The sequence below is a fragment of the Pseudanabaena sp. CCNP1317 genome (assembly GCF_034931345.1).
Taxonomy (GTDB): Bacteria; Cyanobacteriota; Cyanobacteriia; order Pseudanabaenales; family Pseudanabaenaceae; genus Pseudanabaena; species Pseudanabaena galeata.
In genome coordinates, this window is the sequence record NZ_JAYGIF010000164.1 from 1 (window position 1) to 22,348 (window position 22,348).

The 22,348-nt window shown below is 41.6% G+C and carries 21 protein-coding genes and 1 pseudogene; 8 read left to right on the forward strand and 14 right to left on the reverse strand.

Annotation, left to right across the window (positions count from 1 at the left end; translation table 11 throughout):
* Nucleotides 1-134: 134 nt before the first annotated feature.
* Nucleotides 135-566, forward strand: a pseudogene (locus VB775_RS25575) (DUF29 domain-containing protein); the annotation flags it as partial.
* Nucleotides 567-773: 207 nt separating this feature from the next.
* On the opposite strand, the gene VB775_RS25580 reads toward VB775_RS25575, so the two are convergent.
* From VB775_RS25580 to VB775_RS25625, 10 genes are all read right to left on the reverse strand, one after another.
* The gene (locus VB775_RS25580; RefSeq protein ID WP_281007359.1) at nucleotides 774-1,523 is read right to left on the reverse strand and encodes a helix-turn-helix domain-containing protein; all 750 of its coding nucleotides are present in this window, start codon (nucleotides 1,521-1,523) and stop codon (nucleotides 774-776) included.
* Between the two features lie 274 nt (nucleotides 1,524-1,797).
* Nucleotides 1,798-2,529, reverse strand: a complete 732-nt coding sequence (locus tag VB775_RS25585; RefSeq protein WP_281007358.1) for an HNH endonuclease — start codon at nucleotides 2,527-2,529, stop codon at nucleotides 1,798-1,800.
* 3 nt (nucleotides 2,530-2,532) lie between these two features.
* Nucleotides 2,533-3,438: a DNA adenine methylase gene (locus VB775_RS25590; protein WP_281007357.1), complete on the reverse strand. Its 906-nt coding sequence runs from the start codon at nucleotides 3,436-3,438 to the stop codon at nucleotides 2,533-2,535.
* A gap of 119 nt (nucleotides 3,439-3,557) precedes the next feature.
* Entirely contained in the window at nucleotides 3,558-5,075 is a 1,518-nt protein-coding gene (gene atpA / locus VB775_RS25595) for a F0F1 ATP synthase subunit alpha (protein ID WP_281007356.1), read from the reverse strand.
* 144 nt (nucleotides 5,076-5,219) lie between these two features.
* A complete protein-coding gene (gene atpH, locus VB775_RS25600; protein WP_281007355.1) occupies nucleotides 5,220-5,777 on the reverse strand; it encodes an ATP synthase F1 subunit delta in 558 nt (185 codons plus the stop codon).
* Nucleotides 5,778-5,785: 8 nt separating this feature from the next.
* Complete coding sequence (locus VB775_RS25605; protein WP_281007354.1) at nucleotides 5,786-6,319, reverse strand: F0F1 ATP synthase subunit B; 534 nt, start codon at nucleotides 6,317-6,319, stop codon at nucleotides 5,786-5,788.
* 68 nt (nucleotides 6,320-6,387) lie between these two features.
* Nucleotides 6,388-6,885 carry a F0F1 ATP synthase subunit B' gene (locus tag VB775_RS25610; protein ID WP_094535393.1) on the reverse strand — a complete coding sequence of 166 codons (498 nt, stop codon included), beginning with the start codon at nucleotides 6,883-6,885 and terminating at the stop codon, nucleotides 6,388-6,390.
* 143 nt (nucleotides 6,886-7,028) lie between these two features.
* Entirely contained in the window at nucleotides 7,029-7,274 is a 246-nt protein-coding gene (gene atpE / locus VB775_RS25615; RefSeq protein ID WP_094535410.1) for an ATP synthase F0 subunit C, read from the reverse strand.
* Nucleotides 7,275-7,377: 103 nt separating this feature from the next.
* On the reverse strand, nucleotides 7,378-8,151 hold the full coding sequence (gene atpB, locus VB775_RS25620) for a F0F1 ATP synthase subunit A (protein WP_094535394.1): 774 nt from the start codon (nucleotides 8,149-8,151) through the stop codon (nucleotides 7,378-7,380).
* Nucleotides 8,152-8,183: 32 nt separating this feature from the next.
* Complete coding sequence (locus VB775_RS25625) at nucleotides 8,184-8,618, reverse strand: ATP synthase subunit I (protein WP_190576212.1); 435 nt, start codon at nucleotides 8,616-8,618, stop codon at nucleotides 8,184-8,186.
* Nucleotides 8,619-9,124: 506 nt separating this feature from the next.
* Here VB775_RS25625 and VB775_RS25630 point away from each other — a divergent pair.
* Nucleotides 9,125-9,745, forward strand: a complete 621-nt coding sequence (locus VB775_RS25630; protein ID WP_281007353.1) for a hypothetical protein — start codon at nucleotides 9,125-9,127, stop codon at nucleotides 9,743-9,745.
* Between the two features lie 87 nt (nucleotides 9,746-9,832).
* Here VB775_RS25630 and VB775_RS25635 read toward each other — a convergent pair whose 3' ends face one another.
* Nucleotides 9,833-11,494: a S8 family serine peptidase gene (locus VB775_RS25635; RefSeq protein WP_323217115.1), complete on the reverse strand. Its 1,662-nt coding sequence runs from the start codon at nucleotides 11,492-11,494 to the stop codon at nucleotides 9,833-9,835.
* Nucleotides 11,495-11,868: 374 nt separating this feature from the next.
* Between VB775_RS25635 and VB775_RS25640 the strand changes: the two genes are divergently transcribed.
* Entirely contained in the window at nucleotides 11,869-12,549 is a 681-nt protein-coding gene (locus VB775_RS25640) for a hypothetical protein (RefSeq protein WP_281007351.1), read from the forward strand.
* A 47-nt stretch (nucleotides 12,550-12,596) separates the two neighbouring features.
* On the opposite strand, the gene VB775_RS25645 is transcribed toward VB775_RS25640, so the two are convergent.
* Together VB775_RS25645 and VB775_RS25650 are read right to left on the reverse strand one after the other, a co-directional pair.
* Nucleotides 12,597-14,228 carry an Hsp70 family protein gene (locus VB775_RS25645; RefSeq protein WP_281007350.1) on the reverse strand — a complete coding sequence of 544 codons (1,632 nt, stop codon included), beginning with the start codon at nucleotides 14,226-14,228 and terminating at the stop codon, nucleotides 12,597-12,599.
* 367 nt (nucleotides 14,229-14,595) lie between these two features.
* A complete protein-coding gene (locus tag VB775_RS25650; RefSeq protein WP_281007349.1) occupies nucleotides 14,596-16,176 on the reverse strand; it encodes a hypothetical protein in 1,581 nt (526 codons plus the stop codon).
* Between the two features lie 133 nt (nucleotides 16,177-16,309).
* Here VB775_RS25650 and corA point away from each other — a divergent pair, with 133 nt between their 5' ends.
* The 5 genes from corA to VB775_RS25675 all read left to right on the forward strand — a co-directional run bounded on the left by corA (nucleotide 16,310) and on the right by VB775_RS25675 (nucleotide 21,988).
* Nucleotides 16,310-17,464 (forward strand): magnesium/cobalt transporter CorA, encoded by a 1,155-nt coding sequence (gene corA, locus VB775_RS25655; RefSeq protein ID WP_281007348.1) that lies wholly within the window; start codon nucleotides 16,310-16,312, stop codon nucleotides 17,462-17,464.
* Between the two features lie 236 nt (nucleotides 17,465-17,700).
* Entirely contained in the window at nucleotides 17,701-17,886 is a 186-nt protein-coding gene (locus VB775_RS25660) for a hypothetical protein (protein WP_281007347.1), read from the forward strand.
* Nucleotides 17,887-17,895: 9 nt separating this feature from the next.
* Nucleotides 17,896-19,575 carry a CocE/NonD family hydrolase gene (locus VB775_RS25665; protein ID WP_281007346.1) on the forward strand — a complete coding sequence of 560 codons (1,680 nt, stop codon included), beginning with the start codon at nucleotides 17,896-17,898 and terminating at the stop codon, nucleotides 19,573-19,575.
* Nucleotides 19,576-19,937: 362 nt separating this feature from the next.
* Nucleotides 19,938-21,014 (forward strand): hypothetical protein, encoded by a 1,077-nt coding sequence (locus tag VB775_RS25670; RefSeq protein ID WP_281007345.1) that lies wholly within the window; start codon nucleotides 19,938-19,940, stop codon nucleotides 21,012-21,014.
* A 2-nt stretch (nucleotides 21,015-21,016) separates the two neighbouring features.
* Complete coding sequence (locus tag VB775_RS25675; RefSeq protein WP_281007344.1) at nucleotides 21,017-21,988, forward strand: NADAR family protein; 972 nt, start codon at nucleotides 21,017-21,019, stop codon at nucleotides 21,986-21,988.
* Here VB775_RS25675 and VB775_RS25680 read toward each other — a convergent pair.
* Nucleotides 21,981-22,109, reverse strand: a complete 129-nt coding sequence (locus VB775_RS25680) for a hypothetical protein (RefSeq protein ID WP_281007343.1) — start codon at nucleotides 22,107-22,109, stop codon at nucleotides 21,981-21,983. The two genes, VB775_RS25675 and VB775_RS25680, sit on opposite strands and share 8 nt — an antisense overlap.
* Between the last annotated feature and the right edge of the window lie 239 nt (nucleotides 22,110-22,348).

The following is a 22,348-nucleotide window of genomic DNA, read 5'->3' on the forward strand; positions in this document are numbered from 1 at the left end:
TATGTGTGAGAATATTAGCTACTTACATTGGTTTAGGAGGATAGTGATTTTAAGCTGAAATCACTATTTTGATAGGTGTAGTGTATCCATTTTTGGTGTTTCTTCACTTTTGATTCAACACTTCTGCAACAGTACTTTATGAATCTGATTTTTATAATTGGACGGTTGAACAGGTCAAGCGTTTACGCTTAGGTAAGTTGGATGATTTAGATTTAGAGAATTTAGCGGAAGAGATAGAATCCTTGGGTAATCAGAAGAGGTCTGAATTGGAGAACCGTTTGGGGGTTTTATTGGCACATTTACTCAAGTGGGATTTGCAACCCAATTTACGTGGCAAGAGTTGGCGATCAACAATCAGAGAGCAACGCCGTGAGATTAAAAAGTTAATCAAAAAAAATCCTAGTTTGAGGTCTTACCTAGATGAAGCGATCGCCGATGGCTATGAGTCCGCTTTAGATTTAGTAGTAAGAGAAACACCTCTAGATTATAAAGATTTGCCAAAAGATTGCTCTTATTCGATCGCTCAAATTTTTGATGATAATTTTCCTGTTGGCATAGAGATTTAAGCTATAGCGATCGCCTATTCATTCAATTTGCAAAACAGCGATCGCCTATTCGCTAAAATTTAAAATTAGGCGATCACCCTATTAGTCAAGTTGCCATAAGCAAAATCTAGCTACCTTTACTTCAAACAAGCAGTTTTAACAAGATTCGTATTAGCTAAATTACATTAAATTAAAATATTGTTTGTCAGCAATAATACTGGTTTACTATTACAAACTACTGTTAATAATTCTTTCAATTATCTCCTGTTTTTTGGCAATCATCTTATCAATAAACTTGTAGAAATCTGCTTTCAAACTAGTTTCAAATGGGGATCTGATAGAAGCAAATCGACTGTTTTTTTCATATAAAGCCTCTAATTCAGATAAATGTTCTTTTAAAGCTCTTCCTTTAGTAGGTTGCCTTGAATCTTCAATTCTTTTATTGATCATCGATTGCAGTTGGCTATAATTAGCCTCGGATGAGCTGTTATTGTGTCTTATATACACTGCATTAGGTCTTAATGAATCCCCCTCAGCAATAGCAAGAACTGGGATAATATTGGGATTGTAATTAACATGTAAGACTTGGAACTTCTTTCCAGTTAACTTTGAATATTCAGATTCTGAGTAGTCAAAGTCGTAAATATCATACAGTACTGATTCTGGAATATACTTTTTTACTCTGTTCTTAATCTCAGTTTTATCTATTAAATTTGCTAAGCCTTTAATATCAAATGTTTTATCTTCTTTCTCTGATACACCAAAAATAATGCAGCCTGAGTTCGTGTTAGCAAAAGCTAAAATATGTTTTGCTATAATAGTTTTTTCTTTTTCATTCCACATTTCTTTGAAGTCTAGCTCATTCTGTTCTCCTATTTGATTTTGTACTACAAGGCGCAAAGATTCGCGACTTGGATTTTCTAAAAAACGGGCAAACTCTTCCTTAAAGGCAAGTTTTGGAGGGTTGTATTGCATCATAAAATAATTCTAGTCTGTAGGGGAAATATGTCTATGAAATTGATTGTTCTCTAAAAATCATATTCTTTGTTATTTAGGTACAGTAATGATTTTTGTGTAGCAATCTATTGATAAGCAACCTCTGGAATACATAACCTTTGTTTAGCGTGTTTAATCGTCATAATGCTAAGCTTATCTATCTTCATCTAATAACCTATTATCTTATAAATATCGCGTTTTTATAGGTGGATTTTGAAAGATAACAATACAAATAATATCCGCGTCTGCAAAATACCTAATCTTCATCAAGACTAATTTCCCGTTCAATAATTTCCTTAACAAACTCAGAAATCGCCTTATCTAAACTCACCGCTCTTTGCCTCAACGCATCATAATCAGCCACCTCATCACCCTCCCACAAGAGATCAATTCGTCTCACCTGTCGCATTGCAATATGCAGATGATTTTCTGGATATGCCCAGTAACATGACAAACAAATAGACTTATCCTTAAGCTCAATCCAATTTTGGCAATGCTTACAAGCCCAAGACTTAGCTCGATTTGCCGAACCACACAAAAGCATAAAGTTTTCAGGCGCTAAATCTGGTTCACCATCAACCTCAAAAGGGACACGATGATCGATTTGTAACTCCCGCTCATCTACCTCCTCTAAATAGATAAAACAGCGACAACCATACTTCTTAACCAACTCATCCTTAATCTGTTTCGATAAACCTGTCCGACCAGACAACCTCGAAAATCTTGTCTTGCTAATATCTCCAAATCTATAGGCAGCAATTTTTCTGCCATCGCTTCCAAGCACCCGAAAAGTTTCTAAGGGAATACCATGCTCGCGTACATCCCTAGCAGCTCTCGGCGGATGATTATAACCATAGGTTTCCTTCAAATCTTCAGTCGTAATAAAACCATATTGGAGAATGTGGTCAATTACAGCTTTTGGTCTTTTTGCAGTCACAGACTGACAAAGCTGTAAAAAATCATCGGGTAATGACTGAGAGCTATCCATTTTTTACACTAACGTCAATTGTCTAGGCTGTTCACGCCTATATCTAGATAAATCGATCAATTTATCCTGAATGAGATTTGGCGATAAATACAAAGACTCAATAGTTTTTTCTGCTCTACCTAATAAAGTTGACTGTGACGATCTCCCAACTTCAATTTCAATTCTCTTAAGAGCCAATCTCTCAGGCAAAATCTGCCCAAACGTCTTATCCCCTAACTTCCCATCATAACTAATTACAAACCTAATGCCCCGATCATTGAGACTCTCAAGAGCGAGAACAAATTCATCAAAATCAATACCCGATAAATATCTGGAATCTCTATTTCCACATACACCCTGATAAGGCGGATCGAGATAAACCAAATCAGTTCTTTTGACTTCCGTTAATACTTTGCGATAATCCCAAGCTGTAAATTGACATTTACCTTTTAATAGGCTAGAAACCCCTGAAATATTTTTACGCATCGTTGCAGGAATTGTTCCTTTGCGTCTCTTATCTGGACTCTGATTAAATAAACCTTCAGAGTTATAACGTACCGAACCTTTTACACATCTAGCTAATAAATATAAAAACAATTTTGGATCATTAGTTTGATTAAACCTTGTTCTAATTTCAAAATAGTGATTAATCGAATTATGATGCTGCTCTTCCCAGATACTTGCGTAAGTATCAGCGATCGCACAGGGATTATCAATAATTAACTGGAGTAATTCAATTAAGGGCTTATTAAGATCGTTTAACCAAAATCTTGATGCGAATTGATTCGCAGAAGTCGCAATACTAATTGATGCAGTCCCCGCAAAAGGCTCAACCAACCTATCTATTTTGTCAGGGAAAAACCCAAGAATAAATGAGGCGAGATTTCTCTTGCTACCCTGATATTGAACTGGATGCGGTAAATTAGACATCGGAGAACAAAAGACTACTAGCCTAGCAGCATATCACAAAGTTTAAATTTCATTTTCCATAAAAAAGAGGGCATATGCCCTCTTTTTTATTAGCTTGTTTTATTAGCTTGATGTATGAATTACACAGAAGCCAAGAAGGTCTTCTTGTATTCAACAAGTGCTTCCTTCAAGATGGTTTCTGCTTCATCAGAGAGCTTCTTCTCAGCCGTGATGATTTCACCATACCTAGGCTTGCTGGTTGCCAAGTAATTACGCAGTCCCTTGTTAAATGCACCAACTTGAGAAACTTCGAGTTCATCAAGATAGCCATTAATCGCGGTGTAGATAATCGCTACTTGATCGCCAACAGGCAATGGCGAGTATTGAGGTTGCTTGAGAATTTCACGAAGACGTTGACCACGAGCTAGTTGAGCTTGAGTGGTTTTGTCTAAGTCAGACGCGAACTGAGCGAAAGCTACGAGGTCATCGTACTGAGCTAGTTCTAGTTTGATCTTACCTGCAACCTGTTTCATGGCCTTGATTTGTGCTGCGGAACCAACACGGGATACCGAGATACCAGGGTTAATCGCAGGACGAATACCAGCGTTGAAGAGGTCAGAGGATAAGAAGATTTGACCATCGGTAATCGAAATTACGTTGGTAGGAATGTAAGCAGATACGTCACCAGCTTGGGTTTCGATGATTGGCAATGCTGTCATCGAGCCACCACCGAGTTCATCACTCAACTTCGCTGCACGTTCGAGCAAGCGAGAGTGTAAGTAGAATACGTCTCCAGGATATGCTTCACGACCTGGTGGGCGACGGAGCAAGAGAGCCATTTGGCGATAGGCTTGAGCTTGTTTGGACAAGTCATCATATACGATCAAAGTGCCTTTGCCTTTGTACATGAAGTACTCAGCCAAAGCTGCGCCAGTGTAAGGAGCGAGGTATTGCAAGGTAGCAGGATCGTTGGCGCTTGCCATAACGACGATCGTGTATTCCATTGCGCCACTTTCGCGGAGCTTGTTAACTACGTTAGCAACGGTAGAAGCTTTCTGCCCGATCGCTACATATACGCAGATACAATCTAGACCTTTTTGGTTGATGATTGTGTCTACCGCAACGGAAGTTTTACCTGTTTGGCGGTCACCAATGATCAATTCGCGTTGACCACGACCAACAGGAATCATCGCGTCGATCGCGGTAATACCAGTTTGCAGAGGTTCAAATACGGATTTACGAGCAATAATGCCAGGGGCAGGAGATTCGATTAAACGAGTTTCGGTTGCTTTGATTTCGCCTTTGCCATCGATAGGTTGAGCCAACCCATCAACAACGCGACCAATAAATGCTTCGCCTACGGGAATCTGGGCAATGCGACCAGTTGCTTTTACCGAGCTACCTTCAGCGATTTTACGACCTTCACCCATCAACACAACACCAACGTTGTCTTCTTCAAGGTTCAGCGCAATGCCGACAGTACCATCTTCAAATTCCAGCAACTCGCCAGCCATGCACTGTTCCAAGCCGTAGACACGAGCGATACCGTCACCGACTTGCAGGACAGTACCAACGTTGGAAACTTGCAGCTCTTGGTTATAATTAGCAATTTGCTGCTTGATAATATTGCTTATTTCGTCAGGTCTGATGCTAACCATAGTTGTGTTTTACCAGTTATCAGCGATCGATTTGTTTTTAATATTTTGGGGATTTAGCTATTAGCTTTTAGCTTTTAGCTTTTGATAATTGGTGATAGGGAATTGGTGATTACTTTTTTCCCTTTTCCTTTTACCTTTTTACTTCTAAACGCCTGCGGTTAGGCTGCTTTTTAGTCGGCGTAGTTGTCCGCGAATGCTGGCATCTACTACTTGAGAGCCAACTTTGATGATTACACCACCGATTAAGTCGGGATTGATGGTCACGGCGAGTTCAACACTCTTGGATTTGGTCATCGCTTTGACGCGATCGCAAATGGTGGCTTCTTGCGCTCTGCTCAATTTCAACGCCGATGTAACTTCAGCAAGGGATACTTGATCGATTACACGCAACAATGACTTGAACTCACTGATGATTTCACCGAGAAAAGCAATGCGTTTGCGATCTACTAATAGAAGCAAAAAGCTTTTGGTGACAGCATCAACTTGCGAACCAAACACACTTTCAATTACGCCTTTTTTGACATTTGCGCCAATTAGGGGACTAGCAAAAAGTTGGCTTAACTCAACAGAATCACTAAGAGTGTTGCCAACAAAGCGCACATCTTTAGCGATCGCATCCAAATTATTCTGCTCTTGCGCTAAGGACATCAAAGCCTCAGCATAGGGAGACACAACTGCTTGACTAACAGAACTAGATTTCATGTTTTCTCCTAGTCAGAACTCAAAAGGGCAATGCTACGGTCAATCAATTCAATTTGAGTGGATTCACTCAAACCGCGATCAAAGTAAGACTGCACACTCGCAAGAGCTTTTTCGGCAACTTGCTGACGCAGCTGCACGATTACACGATCTTGTTCGGTAGCAATCTCTTGATCGGCAGATTCACGCAACCGCGCAATATCTGCATCAACTGTTGCCAAAATTAAATCAGCCGCGTGTTTTGCATCAGCTTCAGCTTTTTGACGTAGGTTATCAGCTTCAGTTTTTGCCTGAGCTAATTTTCCTTGTTGTACGGCAAGCTTATCCGATGCATCCTTTTGGCGCTTTTCTGCATCAGCGATCGCCGATTGGATTGACTCCAAACGCGCTGAGAGAATTTTGCCTAAGAAACCGCGACCTGCATAGATCAAAAGACCGATAACGATCACTAAGTTGATTACGTTAGTTTCCAGAATATCGGTGTTTAGTCCGAATCCTGAATGCTCTACCGCTTCACTTGCAAGTAAGACGAAATTTCTAATCATAAACGTTATTTCTATTACTCAATGGCAAGAAGCCAGACAAGAACTATCTAGGAATATAAAGACTAAAACTAGGATCTTACTAAGTTACCTAGTAGCTTTTCTAGAACTTGGCGACTGAGAGACTCCACTTCCGCATCCAAAGATGCAGTAGCATCCTGCTTTTGCTTGTCGATTTCTGCTTTTGCGCTGGCAACCTTGGCTTGCGCCTCAGCAACAGCAGCATCAATACGTTCTTTACGAATCTTGTTTGCATCCGCTTGAGCGGTAGCCAAAATGTTTTGAGTCGCTTTACGAGCAGTAGCAAGCTCTTGCTCATATTGCTTAACAACTAGTTCTGACTTTTCGAGGCGTTCTTTTGCTCCGATAATTTGGTCTCTAACATAATCATCGCGATCGTCGATCGCTTTGGTTAGAGGCTTAAAGAAAATAACGTTGAGAAGCGCTACGAAAACAATAAACTGCACCGCCATAATTGGAAGCGTGGCATTGATATCAAACAAGCCGCCTTTATGTTCTACTGCTTCCGCAGCCATGAGAACAGTTGAAAAAAGGTTCCAAATTGTCATAGTTATATTGCTGAAACAGCACTCTTTCTAGTGCGATTACGAATTGCAATCACCAAAGGCGATTATCTAGATGTACAAAGAAGCTAAGGATGATCCACAATTACAGGATGGCTATACTTAGCTTCTTTGTGATGCTAGAGCTATTAGGCGAAGGGGTTAGCAAATAGCAATACAAGGGCAACAACCAGACCGTAAATAGTAAGAGCTTCCATGAAAGCCAAGCTCAACAATAGTGTGCCACGGATTTTGCCTTCAGCTTCAGGCTGACGAGCAATACCTTCTACAGCGCGGCTTGCTGCTGTACCTTGACCAATACCAGGTCCAACTGCACCAAGACCAACGGCGATACTAGCGGCGATTACGGATGCTGAGGCTACTAATGGATCAATCACGTTCTTTTTCCTTTCTTAGATTATTGTTATTGGTTTACATATATGGGAAGTAAACTTCCCGAATCAATCGCTTGAATCAATTATTTTGAAGTAAATGAACTTAATGCTCATGTCCTTCATCACCATGCCCTTCCATCGCTTCACCGATGTATGACGCTGCCAGCGTAGAAAAAATCAATGCTTGGATGGCACTGGTAAATAATCCCAGAATCATCAATGGCAGAGGCACAAACAAAGGCACGAGGAGAACCATGACCCCCACAACCAGCTCATCCGCAAGGATGTTTCCGAAAAGACGGAAGCTTAGCGAAAGGGGTTTTGTGAAATCTTCAAGAACCCATAAAGGAAGGAGAAACGGAGAGGCTTGGACATATCTAGTGAAGTATTCCAAACCACGCTTGCTCAATCCAGCATAGAAATAGGCTAGGGAGACTAATAATGCTAGGGCGATCGTGGTATTGATGTCGCTTGTCGGGGCAGCAAGTTCGCCCTCTGGCAATTCGATCAATTTCCAAGGAACTAGCGCTCCTAACCAGTTTGATACGAAGATAAACAAGAATAGACTACCAACAAATGGCACCCATTCTCTATAGTGCTTTTCGCCAATCTGGTCTTTAGCGATGCCCTGAACGTATTCCAGAGCATATTCCATGAAATTTTGAAAACCTGCGGGAACACGCTGGTCAGCTTTAGCGGTGCTAGCTCCAATAAGTCCAGCAACTAGTACTGCACCCATTACAACCCAGCTCACGATTAATACTTGACCATGTACCGTAAAGTTACCGAACTGCCAATAAAAGTGTTTGCCCACTTCTAGCGCGGCAAGACTGGTTTGATGGCTCATTGCATAGCCAAAAGATACTGGATCAATCATGTTCGATATGTTACAACCTGTAGGAGGTCAAATCAGCGAGAATGGAACCCATTGCTCAAATCTTGAGCAAGAATCACTAAAACAGCTACTTTATAGGTCATAAAGCCGAAGAATGCGGGCAGAATTTCCAATTGATCTGATTTGGCAGCGATCGCAATCAGAATTACAAATAAACCAAGGCGAGAAAAACCGAGACGGTTGGACTCACCACCCAATCGGTCTACGCTCTTGGTCAGCATTCTGAAATAAACCGCGCCAACCACTGCCCCAACAGCATAACTGAGAGCGATCGTCCATCCATACCAAAACCACACTACTAAGCCAATAATGACTCCAGAAGCGAGGGTAAGTACTAACAGCTTAAATTTGAGGCGGTTGTACTCTTCCATGCCATCAGACACTGATGTGGATGAGGTTTCTACAACCGTCTGCGAAACTGTACTGTTTTTTGCGGGAATGATCTTCACTGTTGACTTTTAGTGGCTGCTTTTTAGCGAGATTTGCTGATTATTTGAGTGATTTGAGTGAAGAACTGTTACTGAGGATAGTAACGAAAATGGGTGTCCAAAAACTTGGATGTAGCTGCCTACACCGTTGCTAAGCATATCACGCAAGATGTCACATTTGCTTTACAACTCTTCAACAAATAGGTATGGCGCTTTGAACTGAATTAAAACCCAAAGAAATTTTTGAAATCACAGCAAAGCCGCGATTTCAAAAATTTCTTTGAACCGCCTAAAGCCTCAATAGGCTGTGTGTGGCAGCAGAAATCACCCTCCTATACTTTTTGGCGGATACTTTTAATAGGTATTTCGTCTATGGTGGGGTGTTACCATAGCAAAAAGTTTTAGACGAATGCTTAAAAAATTAAATTAAAAAATTAAATTAAATCTTTAATTTTAAATTTATTTTTTAGAACTAAGTGGTCTCCTAAAACTCATTACTTTTTGTGAGCATCCAGAATTTGCAACCTATGTCCACATCTTTCGCTAAGCCTCGCCCGTTTCAGTTTGCTTTCCCAGCCGCAGTTGCTTCTCTTGTCTCTGCTGCTTTGCTGTCTCTAGGAGCGATCGCGCCAAATTCTGCTTCAGCAGAACAACTTCTAGCCCAGTCACAGCCCGTCGCTTCTCCCCAAGCTCAGCCTGTAGAGCCGACTAAGCCCAATTCTCTTGAGAGTAGTGTGTTTAGTATTTCGGGTGGACAGCGATTGATGTCGGAGTCGATGACCGCAATTAGTCAGCAAAATTACGATCAAGCTGTCACTAAGTTGCAAGATGCCCGTCAAGTGTTTAACCAGTTATCAAATTTTTATCAAGAGTTAACGACGAGTTTTTCAGGAATTGATAATCGCATTTCTGATAGTCATCGTCGTAAGGCTCTACAAACGGCTCAGTTACGCGATGAGGCGACTTATCAGCTTGCTGTAGTCTATCGGGCTAAAAATCAGCCTGAATTAGCTGTACCTTTGCTAATTCAGTTAATTCGTAGCCAAGCTCCAACTCGTGATTTGGGTGCACAAGCCTATCAACAGTTATTTGAGCTAGGTTTTGTAGATGCTGCTTTTGTGCGTCCTAACGCATCTGCACCTAAATAGTGATAGTGATGTAGTGTGGCGCTTCGCGCCGCACTATCTTTTAAAGAGTTATGTTTTGGGATAAAAAGCCTCGCGACGCGAGGCTTTTTATGTGGATTTTGCCCACCAAGCTAAGCCGTAGCGCTGATTTAAGTTATTTGTCTGGGGTGATTTAAATACAACTCTGAGTTTGTATTTGCCTGTGGTGGGGATTTTTATGAAAATATGCTGTAAGTTGTCAATTTGACTTACCGATGACCAGATACTTTGAGAAATATCGGTATCGGATGATCGCATTAAGTACAACTCAATTTTATTAAAGCCTTGATCGGTAAAGCCTTCGCCAATATCAAATAATCCATTACCATTTTTGTCGTTTAGCTTGACTTGGCGATCCCAAGTTAGGGTTGCCGAAATAAAGCTATCGGCAACTAACGGATCGCTAAAGACATATTCTTGATATTTATCAGCTTCAACAATATTTGTGTCCCAACCGATCGCCGAAATATTACCTGATCCATTAATTGGAGATTGCTGTCCTGCTTGATATTGTTGAAAAGCTCGATAGGCATTGAGTTGTCCTGCGCCAAGACTGCGACTAAGGGGGATCGCCCGATTTGGATAGGCTTCGGTGTCGAGCCATGTTTTGCCAAATGCATCAAGAATGGTCTTAGACATACCGAGGATTTTGCCATCGCCGCGATCTTGGATCTTGTCAACAGAGTTAATTAATACGGCTTTGATTAGCTCATGGCGACGTGCGTCAATGCTCCATTTGCCGCTTGCAATTTGACGATTAGCATATTCATGCAATAGGGCGATCGCCCCAACCACATGGGGAGTCGCAAAACTAGAGCCATTAGCATTTTTGAATTTACCCTGCAAGGTAGGTAGTTGGAGGTTATTGCCGGGGGCTAGTATCGCCATCGATCTTCTGCCATCAATGGGGCTTTCAACTCCTGCCGTCCATTTCTGATCTTTATTCAGGTCACTAAAGACTTCACCTTGATCGTACTTGCCATTGCTGTTGCGATCGAGATATGGCTCATCAATCAGATTGCCGCGATCTAGCTGGCGATAAATGCCATTGACTTCACGAGTAAACCCAACAGTAAAGCCGTTGTAAAGATCGGTGGGAATTGGTATACCACCTTTACCTTGGTTTCCAGCCACAATTGGCAAAGTGTTATAGGTAGAGGAAATCCAATCAACGCATAGGGTTAGTAAAGCTCCACCATCGAGTGTTGCTTTGGGGCGCGGATCTTCGCTGAGGAGTTCACCAAAGCTAAAATTTATGGCGCGAACGGTACTGTTGTATTGTCGAGCGACATGTTGAGCGGCAATGCAAGCTTCAGGTTGTCCATCTTGACGGCGTTGAGAATATGCCGAAGATAGCAATCTAGCGTCTGGGGCAACACCACGCCGAATTTTATGTTGGCTAATGATTACTGCGGCAACTTGGGCTGAGTGATCATCGACATTGCGATTAGGGATTGCTTTACCATCACGAAAAAAGACTTCGTAGGGCTGAACAATTATGCGATCAAGTTGTAAAAGTTTATTGGAAATTTTATCTACTGCAAAACGACTAGGACGACTTAGCTCAACTTGTCCAACAAATATATCTTTGCCAGTCAGGTTGTAGGGTGGTTGTTGTAAGGTGCGTGCATCAATGCCTTGACGATCCGTTGACTTGTCGATCGCCCAACTTTCGGAGCCAATAGACAGGCTGATCAAAACCCAACCAACAACCCAACCTGACCTACGCATTTTTATCGCCCTCATTGCCTATAATATTTTGCGCCAAAATTACCGCCAAATATTACTAGGATAATCAAAAACTTCTAGTAGTGTTTAGTGCTACTCAAAACTATCAGTAATTTTCATTATAAAAATCGGTTTTTTGAAAGCCCGCCGTTGGCGGGCTTTCAAAAAACCGATTTTGGTGTTTCCAGCGCCGAAGGCGCTGGAAACACCAAAATCGGTTTCATAATGAGAATTGCGGCAAAACTATAGCTGTTGCTACTTTGGCTAAAAGGTATTTTGGCGGTTGAATCTAGGGGCTGAATACGAGAATATGCGTGCATAATTATCTATGTATGCTTACTTATTAATTTAACCTTTGGCAGACAGTCTGAAAATCTATGACAAAAACTTGGGCGATCGCGATAGCTGCAATTTCTTTCTTTGGTATTAGCACCGCAGCCTATGGCGATGCCAAAATGTCACAGCGAGCCAATGATTTAGAAATAGATCGGCAAGTGATCGAGAGTAGTCCTGTATTACAGCGTTGGTTAGATCAACCGCCTAATCTTTTAGAAGATATTTATAGTATTCCTAGCTTTAATACCAAGCTGCGGGTTGGACTTACCTCACGCGATAATTCTTTGGGTGTTGAGGCGGGAGTTGAGGATCTGTTTGTGGGGCGATCGCCTTTGACTATCAGTGGTAGCTATCAAACCGAGTTTAGTGGTCGTGAGAGTGAACTTCAAGCAAATATTCGTTACTATGTTCTGCCATTAGGTTCCTATTGGAATGTTTCGCCAATTGTGGGATATCGCCAATTTAATCAACTAGATCGTCCCCAAATTTCAGGATTAGACTTAGGATTGCAGGGAATTTTAGTTTTATCACCCCAAAGTTCGGATTTGCGACTGAGCCATACTTTTACATCTCCCAGTGGCAGTCTGGAGATGAGTACGACTACCTTGGCTTCTAGTTATGCAATTACGAATAATTTACGCTTAGGTACAAAAATTGAATGGCGGCGATCGCCTTTAATCTATGACAGCCGAGTGGGCTTTTTATTAGAACTGGCGCTGTAAAAACGTTTTTGTGGCGCGGCGAAGCCGCACCACAAAAACGGTGAAGACTATTGCAGTTTGGCGACAGGATGATTAGTTAATAATTGGCGTTGAGTGAGTAGATCGATCGCTGTAACCAATAACTCGCGTTTTTCACTAATGCTAAATAAAACCTTGAGCCGATCGCAGTCGGGCTGACCAAGAGGATCGAGCAGAGCGATCGCCTGTGGCATTCCTGCCCCATTAGCATCAGACTGTAATGGCTGAAAAGTTTCTTTGGCTTTTTGATCAAACTGCATCACAAGGCGATCTCCATCAAAACTGACTTCTGCTGCACCTGTAGGACGACTTTCAATTTCGCCAATGGTAAGAGCAATTTCGGGTTGATTTGGTTGGGTCGCTCTAAGTAGTAACTCTACGGGGCGACGAGTCGGATAAACTTGCCCACGCCGAAATAGGGGTTGATACTTCCATTGCTCCGCAGCACGATCCCAATAGCGGATCGCATAGGAATGGAAGAGATAGTCCTGAAGGCTCACGCCTTGACTGAGCATTAAGGCTCCATGGGCGATCGCTTCAAAGGGCTTATGACTATAAACTTTCCCCATTTTAAAATAGTCTTCGACAAACAAAACCACCGATGGAATCAATGTACAACCGCCAACTAAGAGAATATGTTTAATATCACCTTTGAGAATTCCTTTATTAAAAGCGCGATTGATTAATTCATCGATTGCTGATTGGAGAACCCGATAAAAACCTTTATAGTCTAGTATCTTTTCTAATTGCTGACGACTATAGGTGATTTCAGTAGTAGATTGCGTAGTTAGATCAAAAAAGATTTCGGAAGCGGTTTCTACTTCCGATAGGTTAATCTTAATTCGTTCCATTAAAAATTTAAGAATATTCAGATTGTTTGTTTCACTTCCATTAGTGCCATCTTCACTTCTTTCTAAATAATCTTGGACTAACCATTGATCGATATCTTCGCCACCAATTGTATATCCAGTTTTGGCGATCGCTTCTGCTTGATATTCTGTCCATTCACTGCGATTGACACCGATTTGCTCTCCCCACTTTGCGACATTTTCACCCTTAGGCAGCCGCACCAGTGATAAATCCAATGTACCGCCCCCAAAGTCGATGACTAACACTAAAGCACTAGGTGCGATCGCTTCATAACCGAGAGCAGCAGCCGTTGGTTCATCAAGAATCCGAATCCGAGGTGATGGTAATGTCGGTAAATTTGGCGCAAATATCGCACTACTGCATTCCTCTAGCCAGCGTAAATATTTTTCGTAAGACTGGACAGGCGCAGTCAAGATGATTTCCGATGGAAAGATTTGTTGCGATCGCAGTTTCTTTGATATTTCACGTAAAAATTGACTGCCTAGCCATTCAGGTGTCACTTTCACGCCATCAAGCTTAGGAACATAATTTACATTAGCCGCCAACCGCCGTTTGATTTGACTAAATAATCTTGGTTGAGAGCGATCTTTGCCTTGATCGATAACGCGCTGACCGATTTCGACTATTTCCGTTTGAGCATTCTGCACATATATTAACGAAGGTACAAGCCCATTTAAAGGCGCAGGACGATTAAGCTCCTCAAAAATCATTGTTTCAGGTTGATCTGTAGCAATATTCCATCGTGCAATCACGGTGTTGCTACTACCAAAGTCAATGGAGATTGCGCTCATAATTATCCTTGATTAGTTATCTACAGCAATTTGCGATCAAGCACAAACTAAGAAAATCTTTAAAAAGGTTGATTTGCAACCTTTTTAAAGATTTTCTTGTGGTTGGTTTGCTTGGTAATTGGTGTAAGAATGATGAGATTGACATCATAGCGCGATCGCATATTTCTTGCTTACACCAGAACACAAAATGGCTACGCCATAAGGCTTAACCTAGTAAGCTGTCCCGCCCGCGTAGCGGGCGGGACAGCTTCTGGTTTTAGGTTTTAATTATTATGTGCTACTTACAAAGGTTTGTTTCCTCGCCAAAGGCGGGAAAGCAAACCACATAGTTCACTAGACTGAAAAACGCTATAGGTTCCCTTTGAATTTAGTTGGGGATAGTTGCTGGTTCTAAGCCTGTAGCTTTTCCAAATTTGCGAAGGCGATCGCTTTCAGGTTCCATCCATGAATAGACAAAGTGACTGATGCAATTAATCTTTGGTTGTCTAGCAAGGATAGCTCGCGTTTGAATCTCAAAGCTAGGATGTCCATCAAATCCCTGTCCCCAAGTCCCCGCTAAGATTGGACAAACTAAAGTCTCAGGGGCAGATTGGCGGACAACCTCAGCCACTTGTTCCGCAACACATTGACCATCAGCACAAAGTGCATAGGTCATTGGATGACGTTCCATGGACTTAGGGAACCGATCCCATGGCTGCATTTTCGGATCGAACCGACCTGCCTCAGCACGATTGCCATTAGGAAAGAACACCGTGCCAATCGGCATATTACTTTGCTGGAGGGGAAGAGTAACTGTATTCACAAAATTAATCACCCCTCGATGAGCGTGATTAGTAGCAATATTCCAGAGCAGCCTTTTTGTGTTCGCCGCAGTTTCTCTAGGATTTTTAATGTTAGTCGGTTGCACATTGATCGCTTCCGCCATTTTTTTCTCAGTCTGAATCACATCATCAGCCGTGATATCTCCATTTTTGAGATAGAGAGCCATTAGCTCACGCACATTTTTATTGTCAATGCTATTGAGCAAAGCCGATCGCGAAGATTGTCCATGAATCCAAAGTTGTTTGACGTTATTAATCAATTCACCCGTGGAATTAGTGGGATAGCGCACATAGTCAAATACCATCCCGTCAGGATTGCGTTTGATCAAAGCATTGACAGCGGCTGTCAGATCGGCTTTAGCGATCGCACTGTAGGGATCGACAAATAAGTGATCAACTTCATAGGCATCTTCATAAAAAGCACGTCCATTGCTAACCAAGTTGCGATTGAAATTGGTATTGGCAATACTATTTTCCCCTTTACCATTCAGAGCCAAAGCCCCCGCTTTCCCCCTGATTTCGCTATAGCCATAGCCAAAATTCATTGCAAATGACCAACCATAAACCTTGAGTCCTCGTTCTCTGCCAATCTCGATCGCTCTTTGCCATAGATCGTAATCCGCAGGCACTTCTCCTGCTTTGACTGCTTCCTCCATTACCGATCGCCAAGGTGTCGGATTATCGGCTACAGGGAGCAAGACGCGCCCATCATAAAAGACTTCGACAAAAACTTGGTTATAGCCACGATTTACCATTTTGTCGAAAACATCCTCCAAAACGCCTGACTTAACATCATTGGGATATAGCCTTACCCAAGTGGCTTGCGTTTGGGGTTTGCTGCGATCGCGACAGGCTTGTAATTCTGACTTATGTTTTTGGACAATAGCCTGATATTGCGATTGAGCATTAGTGTTACTAGGATTTATGACTAAAGCTGATTTTCGTAATTCATGTTTTCGCAAAATTTCCGCCTTGCTCACATCACAGGTAGGCTTGCCCCACAGAATTTTATCTGGTAAAGATCCCGCGATCGCTTTTACTGCAAAAGCTGAGTTTAAGATGCTAATAGAGGCGATCGCCAACAAATTAAATTTATTGATCTTGCTTAGATTTCTTTTGTATTTCATAGACTAAAAAATGGTAATCCCAGTAATTTAAGGAGACTGCTCAGAAATAAATCCTATACTATCCGCGTTTTCATAGACGAACTTGGCTTAACAATGTGGCACACTGACAAGTGTATTTCATGACCGCTTCACCATGCTTCACAACCCCGCCAGATTTAAGCCTAGCCCTATCGAAGATGATTCTGAAGAAAATGATGAAGAATTAGAGTTTTATGACTTCAATGAACCCGAACCAGGTAGTCCACCAGGAACGCTGATCATTGATGAAGATGCGACTATTCCCAATATCTTCTTGATTGATTACAATGCCGATGAAGCTCTAGGCATTCAGCTTGCTACGCCAGAAGAATGCTTTCCTTATCTAGATAGCCAATCAGTCTCATGGGTCGATGTGCAAGGCTTGGGTTCTGAAGAAGTCTTAAAACGTTTAGGCAAAGTGTTTAAATTACATGAGTTAGTCCTTGAAGATATTGTCAATATTCCTCAACGCCCCAAGGTTGAGAGCTTTGAGGAACAGGAATTGATCATTCTACATATGGTGACGAGTCGTGAAGATGGTCGGGGTTTTTATGATGAGCAGGTAAGTTTAATCTTAGGCAAAAACTACATCCTTACCGTCCAAGAAGAACCTGAAAACGACGTGTTTGAGCCAATTCGTCAGCGGATTCATCGCAATCGTGGGGTAATCCGATCGCAAAAGGCTGATTATCTTGCCTATTGTTTGATTGATGCGATCGTTGATGGATTTTTCCCTGTGCTAGAGGACTACGGCGAACGTCTCGAAGATTTACAGGATGAGGTGGTGGAAAATCCCACCCGCCAAACTCTCGATAAAATCCATAAAATCAAGCGTGAACTTTTGTTGCTCCGTCGTGCAATTTGGCCGCAGCGTGACGCAATTAATTCTCTAATTCGCGAAGAAAGCCCTTTGATTGATCGCGAGGTAAGGGTTTTCTTGAGAGACTGCTATGACCACACGGTACAGGTAATGGACATGGTTGAGACCTATCGCGAACTTGCCGCCAACTTGATGGATATTTACCTATCATCTTTGAGCAATAGCACCAACGAGATCATGCGCTTCTTGACTGTCATCTCAACGGTATTTATTCCTCTTACTTTCGTGTCGGGAGTCTATGGAATGAACTTTGATACAGAGAGTCCATGGAATATGCCCGAATTAAAGATGCCGTTGGGATATCCGTTCTTTTGGCTGTTGATTATGTCTATTTCTGGCGGATTGCTATTTTACTTTTGGAAAAAAGGCTGGCTATTCAGTCCAAAATAAGTTCAGAATTAGGGACTATAGCTTTTGGGCTAAAATATTACTGATGTTGCGTGGAATAAAGATTGCCCTCACCCCCCAGCCCCCTCTCCCAGAGAGGAGAGGGGGAGCAAAATCCAGAAAATTCTTGTTCCCCTCGCCCTTTGGGAGAGGGGCTAGGGGTGAGGGTCTTAGAAACTTCCACGTAACATCAGATATTACTTAAATCCAAGCCAAAACAACTCACTACTACCTAAGATATGTCTACTCCTGAAGCTCTAAAAGAAAGATTTGTGGTGATCGCTAGCAAGCGTGAATTATTGGTGCAGTTGTCTCTCAAAGATAATTTGGGCAGCTTGAGCATCGATGTGATCCAAGCTTTAGAAGAACTTGATGATCTCTTGATTGAAATCAGAAAGATCTTCCCTGATTGGCAACAGGACTAGAATATCCTTATGCCTCCTAAATTAACTTCATTCCATTCTCAAGTTAATGTTCAGCGTCAAGTCAAGATCCCCATGCGTGATCGCATTAACTTGACGGCTGACATTTATCGACCCAAAAATGTTGACACGCCTTTGCCCGTGCTATTGATGCGCTTGCCCTATGGTCGAGCGATCGCTTCTAGTTGTACCTATGCTCATCCTAGTTGGTATGCCAGCCAAGGCTATATTGTCGTGATCCAAGATGTGCGTGGTTGTGGCACTTCTGAGGGTGAATTCTATCCATTTGTTAGCGAATATGATGATGGATTTGACACAGTGGAATGGTGTGCAAAGGAACTAGAAGGCAGTAGTGGCAAGGTAGGAATGTATGGATTTTCCTATCAGGGGGTAACCCAATTCCAAGCTGCTGTGCAACAGCCTGAAGGACTAGTTACAATCTGTCCGACTATGGCAACGGCGGACTTGTATCACGGTTGGTTTTATTTTGGTGGTGCGCTTTGTCTGGACTTTGACTTAGGCTGGGCTTTACAGCTAGCTCAAAATCGAGCATGGTATTTAAAAAAAGAACCACAAGCAACCAACCTGTTTGCAGCCCAAAAGCAGTTCTCTAAATGGTTAGAGACAGTGCCATTAAGTGAAATAGAATTATTTAAGAATGAGTCTTTTGGAGATTTTGGTCAATTCTTTTTTGATTGGATTGGGAATCAGCAAGCTGATGATCAATATTGGCAACAGCTAAATCCTCTCAGTTATTTTGATCGCTATGATTTACCTGCTTTACACATTGCGGGATGGGCAGATATTTTTATTGAGGCGACGATTAACACCTATCACCAAGCGAAATCCGCAACTACGAAACCGCAGCATTTAGTAGTTGCACCTTGGCAGCATATGCCTTGGCTACCGAAAGTCGGTGAGATTGATTTTGGTGAAGCGGCTGTTTCTAAAATTGATCAATTGCAAGTGGATTGGTTTGATTTTTGGTTAAAAGGAATTGAGAATGGAATCTGCGATCGCGCTCCCGTTCAAATGTTTTTTATGGGCAAAAATCACTGGCTAGATTTACCAGAATTCCCAAAAGATACTCGCACAAAAGTATTCTATCTCTCTTCCCAAAAACAACTAAGCGACCACCCCCCAATCATCAATCATCAATTACCCGATATCTACGTCTACGATCCGCGTAATCCCAATCCTGCTACACCCTATGGATTCTATGATCAGCGTCATGTGCATCATCGTTGGGATGCATTGGTTTATGAGAGTGCAGAACTGGATGAAGAGATAGCGATCGCAGGTATTCCCGAATTTATTCTTTATGCGGCTACTACTGCTCCTGATACGGATTGGGTGATTAAGCTCTTAGATATTTATCCCGATGGTAAGCAAATGCTAGTGTCGATGGGTGTTTTACGCGCTAAGTTCCGTAAATCATGGACTGAGCCTGAATGGATTGAATCTGATGTGGTGAATGAATATCGGATTAAGTTGCGTCCCACCTGTCAGAATTTTGCTCAAGGGCATCGGATTGGTGTTGCGATCACAAGTTCGGCTTTTCCTGCGATCGAGCGACATTCAAATACACAAAAGTTGCCGTCAGAGGCAACAGTCTGTGACTTTGTAGAGGCAACACAGCAAATTTTTCATGGTGCGGAATATCCTTCTTGTTTGCAGTTGCCAGTTTTTTAGAGAAGTCGCTCAAGCGGACTAATCACGCCCTTACCGCCACGATTGAGATGAATAACGAATGTAATTATGAAGTAACTAACCTAAATAATACATGATATCGTCGGGCTAACACGCTCTTTAGATAATTAGCCAGAATTTTTCTGTATAATGCACTATATAGAGTAATTAGCCAGAATTTTTCTGTATAACATCCCTATTAGGGTGATTAGCCAGAAACTTGACTTTCAGCCTAATCACCATATAGTCATATTAGACAGAAAAATTCTGGCTAATACATAGTTAGCCCTCCTTTAGTTACTTGTGGCAACGGTATTGTAAAGTGGCTGGCAACAGAGAATAATTAGCTACGGTCTTATGCCAGTATGACTAACCAGCGTGAAGCTTTACTCCAATCAATCACAACAACAATCGCTGATTATCGACAGGGCGAGATCCCCACTATTAATCCAAGTCATGTGAATAGATGGGTAACTCAGTTTGACAAGTTTGGTTGTGACGACAATGCTCAAATGGTGATCCTTGAGCAGATAGATCGTATTCTGAAAACCTACTATATTTCCCATGAAAAGGCTCAAGTCTTTATTCATAGAGCGTTAATTTCCGAAAGACTACTTGGGGCAGAGCCTGCCAAAAAATTGCCAAATACAAAATTTCTGAAAATCCAAACAAAAGGTAGTAGTCAAAACGATTTATTGAGCATTTGCGATTCGCTTCTTCAAAGACTATATGGAATTGAGATTAAAGACTGTGGTAGAAGTCCAATTGCTTATATTTATTTTGATGATTGCTTATATTCTGGCAATAGGGTGCGACGTGACATTATTTCTTGGTTGCCAAAAGCCATACATGGAACAACTTTACACATAATATTTTTTGCACATCATACAGAAGGGTTTGAGTATTCAAAAAGAAAAATTGAGGAGCAAGCACATCTAAGAAATATTTCAGTACATTTTTGGAAATGGTATGAATTTCACAACTCACGACGGATTCCGTCAAGATTTGATTGCTTCTGGTCTCATGAAATCTCTGGTGATCAATTTGTCGATCAATATATTCATGCAGTAAATAATCAGCGACTTCAAAAGTCTAATCAATCTTTCCCGCCTTTATTTCGTCCTAATAATATGCCAACTCAGGACAGTATTTTTTCTTCACCTGCTGCCCGTGAAGTGATTGAGTACGCATTCTTGAAGGCTGGCGCATACATTGTTTCACTACCTAGAAGCCCGAACAGTAGTATGCGACCATTAGGATATGACTATTTGGAGTCTTTAGGATTTGGGGCAATTCTGATAACATATCGTAATATCGCAAATAACTGCCCACTGGCATTATGGTGGGGTGATCCCAGTAAAGCTTACCCATTAAGTGCTTGGTATCCCCTGTTTCCTCGGACAGTTAACATCACGCCAATTCCTGAATTGGAGGAGTTTTGAAGATGCTAGCAGTAGCAAAGCTTCCTGAATCAAGAACATACAATAGGCTAGAATGCATTACTTTTCGTAAGACTGCTGAAAAATTCGGTGGGTTGTCTAACATGGCAGGTGGATACCTGTTAAATGTTAACGGAGTCAAGATTTTGACCTCTGAGGCACTCTATCAAGCTTGTCGTTTCCCTCATCTACCTGAAGTCCAAAGACTAATCATTGCTGAACGGAGTCCCATGACAGCAAAAATGAAAAGCAAGCCTTACCGAGATAATTCTCGTGTTGACTGGGATATAGTCCGAACAAAAGTAATGCGTTGGTGTTTGCAGGTAAAACTTGTTCAAAATTGGGAGAAATTTAGTGAGCTTCTACTAGAGACAGGAGATTTGCCAATTGTTGAAGATTCAAGGAAAGATGATTTTTGGGGTGCTAAACCAGAGGACGAAGAAATTCTTACTGGTGCTAATGTGCTTGGACGTTTGTTAATGCAAGTAAGAGAACAAATAAAGACTGGAGAAATTACTTCCGAAACAATTGTAAAGCCTCTTCCAATTCAAAATTTTTTGTTGTATGGACAAGAAATTAGCTCAGTTTCAGCAAATAGTGAATATCATCTAGACAATTACAGGGATTTACTGGACTTTAACAAGGTAAATAACCAACCTGATTCAGAAGTCGTTTTGCCAGATGCTCCTATGCTTGAGTCTGATTTTAACGGAAAAAATAGCATAAATAGCCATGTGAGTGCTGAGCCTATTGAATCCGAACACCAAAAATATGATGCTTCTCAAATTATGATGCCATACATAATAGGTAGCTTGAAAACCGAACGCACCGATAAAGAGTTAGTTAAGATTTTCGAGAACACTGATTTGAAGATAATGCGTAAGTGGTTAGATCGAGCGGTTGAGCTTGGTAAAGTTAGAAAACTTTCTAAACCAGTTCGGTACATTGCAGAATCTCAATTAACTTTAATCAATTAGTTAGCTCTTGCAGTCGGATGGCTAACACTGCGTTGGAGCCGACCGTATCAAGGTTATTTCTAAAAGCCAAAGTGTGACTGCGCGGCTCAACTAGACCGTTAGTTGGTAAACCAATGAACAAGACTCCTCATAGGTCTTTTTGACAATCCTTGATACCACACACAGTTCAGATAGTTTTGTTTACGTTGGGTCTTCTTGATAGGAACACAAGTGTCCTGATTTTGTTTATCTCTATGGGTGCGACCTCAATACAATACAATTATTAGACAGCAGCAGGAAACCCATACTGATTGAGATTGTCCCAGAATTGCTCCCAACGAGTAGAAGTTAAAACTAAAGCTCTTAAACTCAAAATTATGC